The following is a 6,933-nucleotide window of genomic DNA, read 5'->3' as shown; positions in this document are numbered from 1 at the left end:
GAGCATGGCGAGGTAGCAAAGTGGTAATGCACTGGTCTGCAAAACCGGTATGCGCGGGTTCAATTCCCGCCCTCGCCTCCATTTTCCCCACCCAACCGTCGCACAGTCTCATGAGCGAACCACCCGACGATCCACGGAAGGAGGGACTGCCGACACATATTCCCATCCCGGATTCGGCACCGAGTGGAAATCCGGCGATTGGCGCGGTGCTTTCCTTCATCGGCATCATCCTGCTGGCGTTCATCCTGCGGCTGGCTGTCCCAGAGGAGGACAATGCCATCGAACTGGGCGTCCTGCTCATCACCGTCGGTTTCGCGCAAATTTGGCTGATCTTCCATTTCCTGAAGTCGTTCAGGAAGTGAGCTGCTGATTTTGCGGCAATCCCGTTCTTGTTTTTGGCCGCCTTCATCGCTAAATCACGGGCATGTCCCTCCAGCAAGACCGCGAAGAACTCCGTCAAATCCTCAAGGCCAAGTCCGTCAAGACCGGCAAATTCACCCTCGCCTCCGGCAAGGAGAGCGACCTCTACGTCGATTGCCGCGTGACCACGCTCGACTCACGCGGCGCGGTGCTCGTGGGACGCGTGCTACACGACCTGCTGCGTCAGGAAGAGGCGAAGCGCGGCCTGAGCATCGGCTCCCTCGGCGGTCTGACGATGGGCGCGGACCCGATCACGCTCGCCGTGGCGATGAGTTCCAGCCTCGCGGGCGATGCGACACCAGTTCAGGCGTTTGTGGTACGCAAGGAGCCGAAAGGCCACGGCCGGGGCAAGCGCATCGAAGGCAATTTCATCACCACGCAGCCCGTCGTCGTCGTGGATGACGTGATCACCACCGGTGGATCAACTTTGAAGGCGATCGAGGCCATTGAGGAAGAAGGCGGTAAGATCGCCTTCGCCCTCATCCTGGTGGACCGCTCTGAAGGCGGTCGCGAGGCCATCGAAAGCAAGGGTTACCCGGTCGTCGCCGCGTTCACGCGGGCCGATCTCGTCTAGAGCCTCTTGGCTGGCACGACAATCATCCGCTTCGCGTCTATGCAGCCTGTCTGTTGATCCTCAACTCCCTTCCATCAGCTGACTCATAGACACCTTCCTATTGATTCGTGAAGTCGCCAATTAAGTGTGGATAAACAACGTCCGCCCAAACCGCCATGCCTTATACCCTCGGTTCAGAATCGTTCGCCACGAAAAAGCTCATCGAAAAGCGATGCCAAGAGATTCGTGACAACACCCCAGACGGAGCCACTGTTCCGGCGGAGGGATTTAATTTCTTGATCCACTTGTTCAGATACCACGATGAATGGCATGAGAAGTCCTATCCCGGAGTCTCGTCTATTTCGACACAAACCACGGAGCATGGAACCCGCGGATTTCTGCTCAATCGCACTGATGGCAGTCAGATCGACATAAGCTTTCCACATGCGATCAAACTTATCCCGACAACACAAACCTCCTCTTTGACTCCGCAAAGGCTTCAGGACTACAAGGCTGCGGCAAGGACGGCAGTGCAGGAGCAGGTTAGAGAGTTCAGGGATGCAGCCCTTTCATCGGCTCCGTCGTGTCCAATCAACAACCTCATATTGGAGAGAGGCAACTGCGATGTTCACTATCCACCTCCCGATACTTTCGAGTCGCTCCTCTTTCGTTTTACTCAAGTAAGCGGGATCAGACCGTTGACCGTTGATGTGGATTCGTGCGGCACTGTAGCCACGTTCCATGACGAATCTCTGAGCACCAAATGGGCTGCATACCATCGAATGAACGCTAAGCTACAGCTAGTATCTAAAGATGGACGCAGGAGTCTTCCCAAGTCACCCGTTGATTGGAGTCCAGTGCTATGAGATCACCAACGGCGAACAAGACGCTCCGTCCAACGGCAGGCAACGTCTCTCTTTGAATTCGGGCTTCCATCCCCGCCGTGGATGAGCTAGACATTAGCCCAATGAAATGAACCTCGAGTTCCTGAGTCTGCGTAACTGCCGGAGCATCCTACCTCCCGACGAAATCATCTCCAGGAGACTTGGGGAGTTCGACCGCTTTCTTGGCAGAGTCAATTCAAGCAGTGAAGAGCAGGGCTTAATCACTCGTTTGATGCGGATGAGTCAGAGCCATAAGGGTGGGCTCGGGGAGAGGCTACTGAAGTATGACGCAGACATTGGGCTAGAATACGACGCGAGGAGTGATCGTTTGGAGTTTCAGGTGAAGCCCTATTACAAGCACCATGATCTCTGGAGACCAGAGCCTGATCGGAGGGTAGTAGCCCAATTTTGGACAACCTATGCTGATGGCACCAGATGGGGTTACAAGGTTCCTTTGCAAGTTCTGCTGAAGCATTGGGGTGACGCCGGGGAAGGCTACATGTGCTACCTGCACACAATCGGTCTACCAGACGGAGAACTGTCCTATGCAGGCATCACTCGAAGAAATTGGCTTCAGCGCCTGAGCGAACACCTCGGGGAAGTCCGTAGTGGGAGCAGAAAGCTCTTTCACGAACAGTGGAGAGGCAGTTTAGACCTAGATCAGGTTGCCTACGGCTCGGAACTCCTGGACCTGAATCTTCCCGAAGAAGAGGCGATGAAGTGGGAGGAGTGGTTTGTCGATGAATACACTCTTCATCCTAAAGGACTTAATATGATACCAGGTGGGAAGAAGGGGTTGGCCTACCTTCACAAACTCCGCGTAATCGGTAGCCGAGATCTGAGTTTTGAAGATCGGGAACGAGCGATAGCGAATTTCTGCGAGCGGGACCCGGACTCTCATCAATATTTGGCAGATCTTTGGTCTGACGATGCATTCTATTGGAGAGTTATAAATGCCCGCAATAATACTTTAAGCCTTGAGCAAATCAGGGAGGCGAGACACCGCCACTCAATGGGAGAGTCCATCCCAGAAATCACAATCAAGATCGGAGCACTCAACGAGACCCAAGTGAAGAACTTGCTGAGTGGCCGCACCTACCTAAGAGTCACCTAAGAAGGCTAACAAGCCGCGCCAGAGCAACCCTGCCAGCCGCCCTGTTTCGATGATTACCCTGATTTCAACCTAACCCAGAGATCGATGCCCGCCCCTGCTGGTAGGGGTGCCTGCGCTCATCGTTAGGCCGCGCCCTACTTGATCCGCACCTGCGCGTGGTAAATCGCGGCTTTGTTGCCTTCGTGGCTGGAATAATACGTCACATGCAGCACGTCATCGTGCCAGTAGAGGCCGGGGTAGCTGCAATCGCCGCCGCTGGGCAATTCGAGGAGCGGGGTGAGGCTGTTCGGAGTCATGGTGAAGAGCACCATGTGCGCTCCCGGCGTGGCGCCAAAGCCGCGTGATCCGGCGATGAGCCGGCCATCTGGCAGCTCGATGAAATTCGGCCCGCCGAGCGGCACTCCGGCGGAGGCCCAGGTCCACTCGCGGTAAGGCGCCTTCGCCATGCCGATGGCTCCTTTGCGGTCGCCGCCCTGCCTGGTCACCAAGGCAAGGGCGCTGCCGTCTTTGAGGAAGCGCAGCGTGGTTTCCGCAGGCTGGCCCGGCACCTGCATGATGGAGGAAAGCTGCCAGACGGAGCCGTCGGTGCTGGCGTAAGTTTTGAGCGACCACTCCGGCTCGGGCGCGGGGCCGCCGGAGTTCGGGTGGATGTTGAAGCTGGCCGCGTAGAAGCGTTTGTCCGCCGGATTGACCGTCGTGCGCCAGAGTGTGTCGCCTTTGGCGAGGAGTTTTTGCAGCGGCGTCCACACCTTGCCATCCTGCGTGGTGGCGTAACGTGACTGTCGGCCCTGCGTGGCGGAATGGCCGGCGCAGAGCAGGTACAGCCTCTTGTTGTCGGGTGTGATGATGAGTTTGGGATCACGCAGATCGGTACCGGCCTCGGCTAAGGTGCCCTGGTCGATCCAAACCTTGCCGGTGGAGGAAAGCAGGATGCGGATAACTCCCTCGCCAGTGGTCGAGCTGGCCTCACGGAAACAGCAGTAAAACAAGTTTTGGAACCGCGTGAGGTCCGTGAAGGCGTTGTGACCGGCCTGGTCCCAGATCTTTTCCACGGAAACCAGCTCCGCCTTGGGTGCCTGCGCGTGCAGCAGGCCGGTGAGGAGCCCAAGGGAGCCGAGAACGATGGAAAACAGGCGTGGAATCATGACAGCGGTGAACATACGCGGCGTGCTTGGCTTTTTACTTCGTCATCTCCTCCTGCATGATCTGCATGATCTTGGGCATGATGACTTTCATCTTCTCCTGGGTCATCGCCATCACGTCCCCCACCATGCCCGCCTGCTTCGAGACGAGCATCTGGCCGGTGGGCGTTTCCATGTGGGCGATGATGTCCGTGGCTTCCTTTTCGGAGAAATTTTTGCCATAGGCCTCGATGAGGTCCGGCTTCATCTTTTCCCAGCTCATCATCTCAAGCAGGGTGTCCTTCACCTTTTTGATGGCTTTGTGAAACTTGTCCTGCTGCTCCTGCGGCAGCGCCTTGATCTGGTCTGAACTGGTGCCCAGGCCGGATTCAAAGCCGGCCACGAGGGAGGCTTCAAACTGCTTCTGCACCTGCATGACGGTGATGAGTTTCTCAATCGTCGCACGATGAGAGGCGGCCAGCTCCGCGTGCGCGGTGGCAAGGGTCAGGACGAGGGTGGCAAGGGTGATGAGCTTTTTCATGGGTGTGGACCGCAATCTGCGGATGAGGAGCGAGCTTTAGCGCATCCGGCCGCAAACGTAAAGGCCAAGCCGTCGTGGCACAGAAAAATCACCGTTGCTTCGGCCGGGTGGCAAAGAACAGCGCGATGCCGAGGCAGGCGACGAGGAAGGTGCCGAAGGTCATCACGGTGAGCACGAGATCGCGCAGATCCTTGTTCGGGATGAAGCCGAGCTTGTGGAAGTTGGTGAAGATGGTGGCCTCGAACTGGCGCTGCTTGTCGGTGTGGCGGGTGACGCTGCCGGTGGTGGTGGAGACATAGACGCGCGTGTCCAACGCGTCGCCGGTGTCGAAACGATGCACCGGCAGGATGCGGAAGATGTTGATGTATTCCGTGTTGAAGGCGGTGAGGAAGTCCGTCTTCTTCACCTCGGCTCCGGCGAGGAAATTTTTGGCGATCTCGGCGGCGTAGGCCTCATCCTGGGCAGGATCGGCCTTGCCATCGACCGCGCTGACGTACTGCGGCCCGCGTGAGGCCTTCGTGTAAATCTGATACCAGGGCTGGCCGCCAATACCGCGCAGATTCACGGCCTGAACCTCGGGATTGGGTTCGCTGAGCTTGGCGACGGCCTCGGCCACGGTGAGCTTGATCGCATTCACATCCATGCCGCCGCCGGAAGGCCGCGCGGAGGGCGGCGGCGCCTGCGTGCGCGTCATGACGTTGTGAATGACACCGCTGCCGGAGGCGATGAGAACAGAGAGGCTGAAGGCGAGACCGAGCCAGCGGTGGAGTTTGCGGATGAGGCGGGAGGACATGAGTGGTGAGAGGTGGAATGGCTTGGAGCTTGGGGCAAGGGGCATGGAATGAGTCAAGGGCCGAGCGGGCCCGTCATTCCAGGCTCCAAGCCCCATGCCCCTTGCAGAAGCGTAGCGCCTACCACTTGAATTCCACACCCGCGTAGAACGCGCGGCCGTCACCTGGGAGGAAGACAGCGCTTTGGGCGGGAACGGTGGCGTTTTGGACGACGCCGGTGGTGGGGGAGTAGTTTTTGTCGGTGAGGTTGCGGGCCTCGACGAAGAAGGAAGTGCCCTTCTTGGTGCGATAGCCGAACTTCAGACCGAGAAGCGCATAAGGATCGGCAAACGTCGTGCGCGCGAGATCCACGGCGTATTTGTTGGGCGACCATTCGACGTTTGGACCGCAGTAGAAGCCGCAGGGATGCTCATAGAGCATCTCGGCACGGTAGTAGAACGGCGGGACGCCCGGCAGCATGCGGTCGCCAAAGGCGGCGTCCTTGGCAAAGCGGAAGTCATTCCACAGGAAGTTCTGGCGCAGCACGACGCGGTCGTAGTCGCTGTCTCCCGAGGTGGTCAGGTTGCGCAGCAGGTCGGCGTTCAGCGCGAACTCGATGCCTTGATGAATGGTGCGGCCCGCGTTGGTGGTGAGCGTGGCATTGCCAGGAACACCGAGCGTGAGCATCTCGTCATCCAGCCACGCGTAGTAATAGCTAAAGTCCCAGGCGACGCGGCCGGCCTCGCCGCGCGTGCCGATTTCAAGCGTCGTGGCCGTTTGCGGCTTCAAAGCGACAAGCGCGGGCACACCGGCGCCGATGGCGGTCAGCTCGCCGAAGGACGGCGGCTCAAAGCTGCGGCTGGCATTGAAGTACACCTGCGACTTCGGCGTCACTTCCCACAGCAGGCCCAGTTTCGGGCTGAAGCCCCAGAATTCCTGCCGGTCGGAGTTGTTCAGGCCAAACAGCGTCTGCTCATTCAGATCACGATTCGCATAGGTGACGGAGGAACCGACAATGAAGGACAGCGTGTCCGTGAGATGAAGCTGGTCCTGGAAGTAGAAGTTCAGGTTCATCGACTGCACCCGGTTCTGCGCCACGAGCGCGCCGCGATTGCCGCCGACGTTGAGGTAGCGGTCGTCCTCGGCGTTGCCATACATGAAGCCGAGGCCCACCGTCACGTCGTTGTCGAGGCCGAGCAGATGATTGCGGCCGTCGTAACGCAGATCAAAGCCGACGTCGTTGCTGAGCTGGTCGATCACCTGGAAAATCGGGTGATCCAGGTCTTTCCAGGACCAGAACAGGGAGAAGGCCAGCGTGTTGTCGCCATCAGAGTAGGTCAGCTTGTTCGCAAGGCGGAGGAGCTGGTAATCACGACGCTGCCTGCCTGCGAGACTGGCGGCGTTGGCCTGCTGTGGGCTGGCCTCAAACTGCGCCTTCGTCAGCGAGCCGGGGAGCTGCGATTTGCTGTCCACCCAGGTGATGAAGAAGCGGTTTTCGAGGTTTGCGCTGAGCTTCGTGCCGATGTTGGC

General features: G+C 58.6%; 8 protein-coding genes and 1 tRNA gene. 5 read left to right on the top strand and 4 right to left on the bottom strand.

All coding sequences use genetic code 11. The features are described from left to right. Positions 1-6: 6 nt before the first annotated feature. The 5 genes from ACILSI_RS26430 (at position 7) to ACILSI_RS26410 (ending at position 2,971) form a co-directional block, all read left to right on the top strand. Positions 7-81 (top strand) — tRNA-Cys (locus tag ACILSI_RS26430). A 29-nt stretch (positions 82-110) separates the two neighbouring features. Then, entirely contained in the window at positions 111-362 is a 252-nt protein-coding gene (locus ACILSI_RS26425; protein WP_395724927.1) for a hypothetical protein, read from the top strand. Positions 363-424: 62 nt separating this feature from the next. Beyond that, positions 425-994, top strand: a complete 570-nt coding sequence (gene pyrE / locus ACILSI_RS26420; protein ID WP_395724926.1) for an orotate phosphoribosyltransferase — start codon at positions 425-427, stop codon at positions 992-994. A 155-nt stretch (positions 995-1,149) separates the two neighbouring features. Beyond that, on the top strand, positions 1,150-1,839 hold the full coding sequence (locus ACILSI_RS26415; protein ID WP_395724925.1) for a DUF3223 domain-containing protein: 690 nt from the start codon (positions 1,150-1,152) through the stop codon (positions 1,837-1,839). A 106-nt stretch (positions 1,840-1,945) separates the two neighbouring features. Next, entirely contained in the window at positions 1,946-2,971 is a 1,026-nt protein-coding gene (locus ACILSI_RS26410) for a hypothetical protein (RefSeq protein ID WP_395724924.1), read from the top strand. 134 nt (positions 2,972-3,105) lie between these two features. On the opposite strand, the gene ACILSI_RS26405 is transcribed toward ACILSI_RS26410, so the two are convergent. The 4 genes from ACILSI_RS26405 to ACILSI_RS26390 all read right to left on the bottom strand — a co-directional run. After that, positions 3,106-4,116, bottom strand: coding sequence for a sialidase family protein (locus tag ACILSI_RS26405; RefSeq protein WP_395724923.1), 1,011 nt, complete (start codon positions 4,114-4,116; stop codon positions 3,106-3,108). Between the two features lie 34 nt (positions 4,117-4,150). Beyond that, entirely contained in the window at positions 4,151-4,633 is a 483-nt protein-coding gene (locus ACILSI_RS26400; protein WP_395724922.1) for a DUF2059 domain-containing protein, read from the bottom strand. An 88-nt stretch (positions 4,634-4,721) separates the two neighbouring features. After that, positions 4,722-5,426, bottom strand: coding sequence for a hypothetical protein (locus tag ACILSI_RS26395; protein WP_395724921.1), 705 nt, complete (start codon positions 5,424-5,426; stop codon positions 4,722-4,724). Positions 5,427-5,544: 118 nt separating this feature from the next. Then, positions 5,545-6,933, bottom strand: a 1,389-nt coding sequence (locus tag ACILSI_RS26390; RefSeq protein WP_395724920.1) for a TonB-dependent receptor family protein, incomplete at its 5' end; no start/stop codon positions are given.

Source organism: Prosthecobacter sp. (assembly GCF_044232965.1).
Taxonomy (GTDB): domain Bacteria; phylum Verrucomicrobiota; class Verrucomicrobiia; order Verrucomicrobiales; family Verrucomicrobiaceae; genus Prosthecobacter.
Note: the sequence above shows the minus strand (reverse complement) of the source record. Positions and strands in the feature narration are given on the sequence as shown.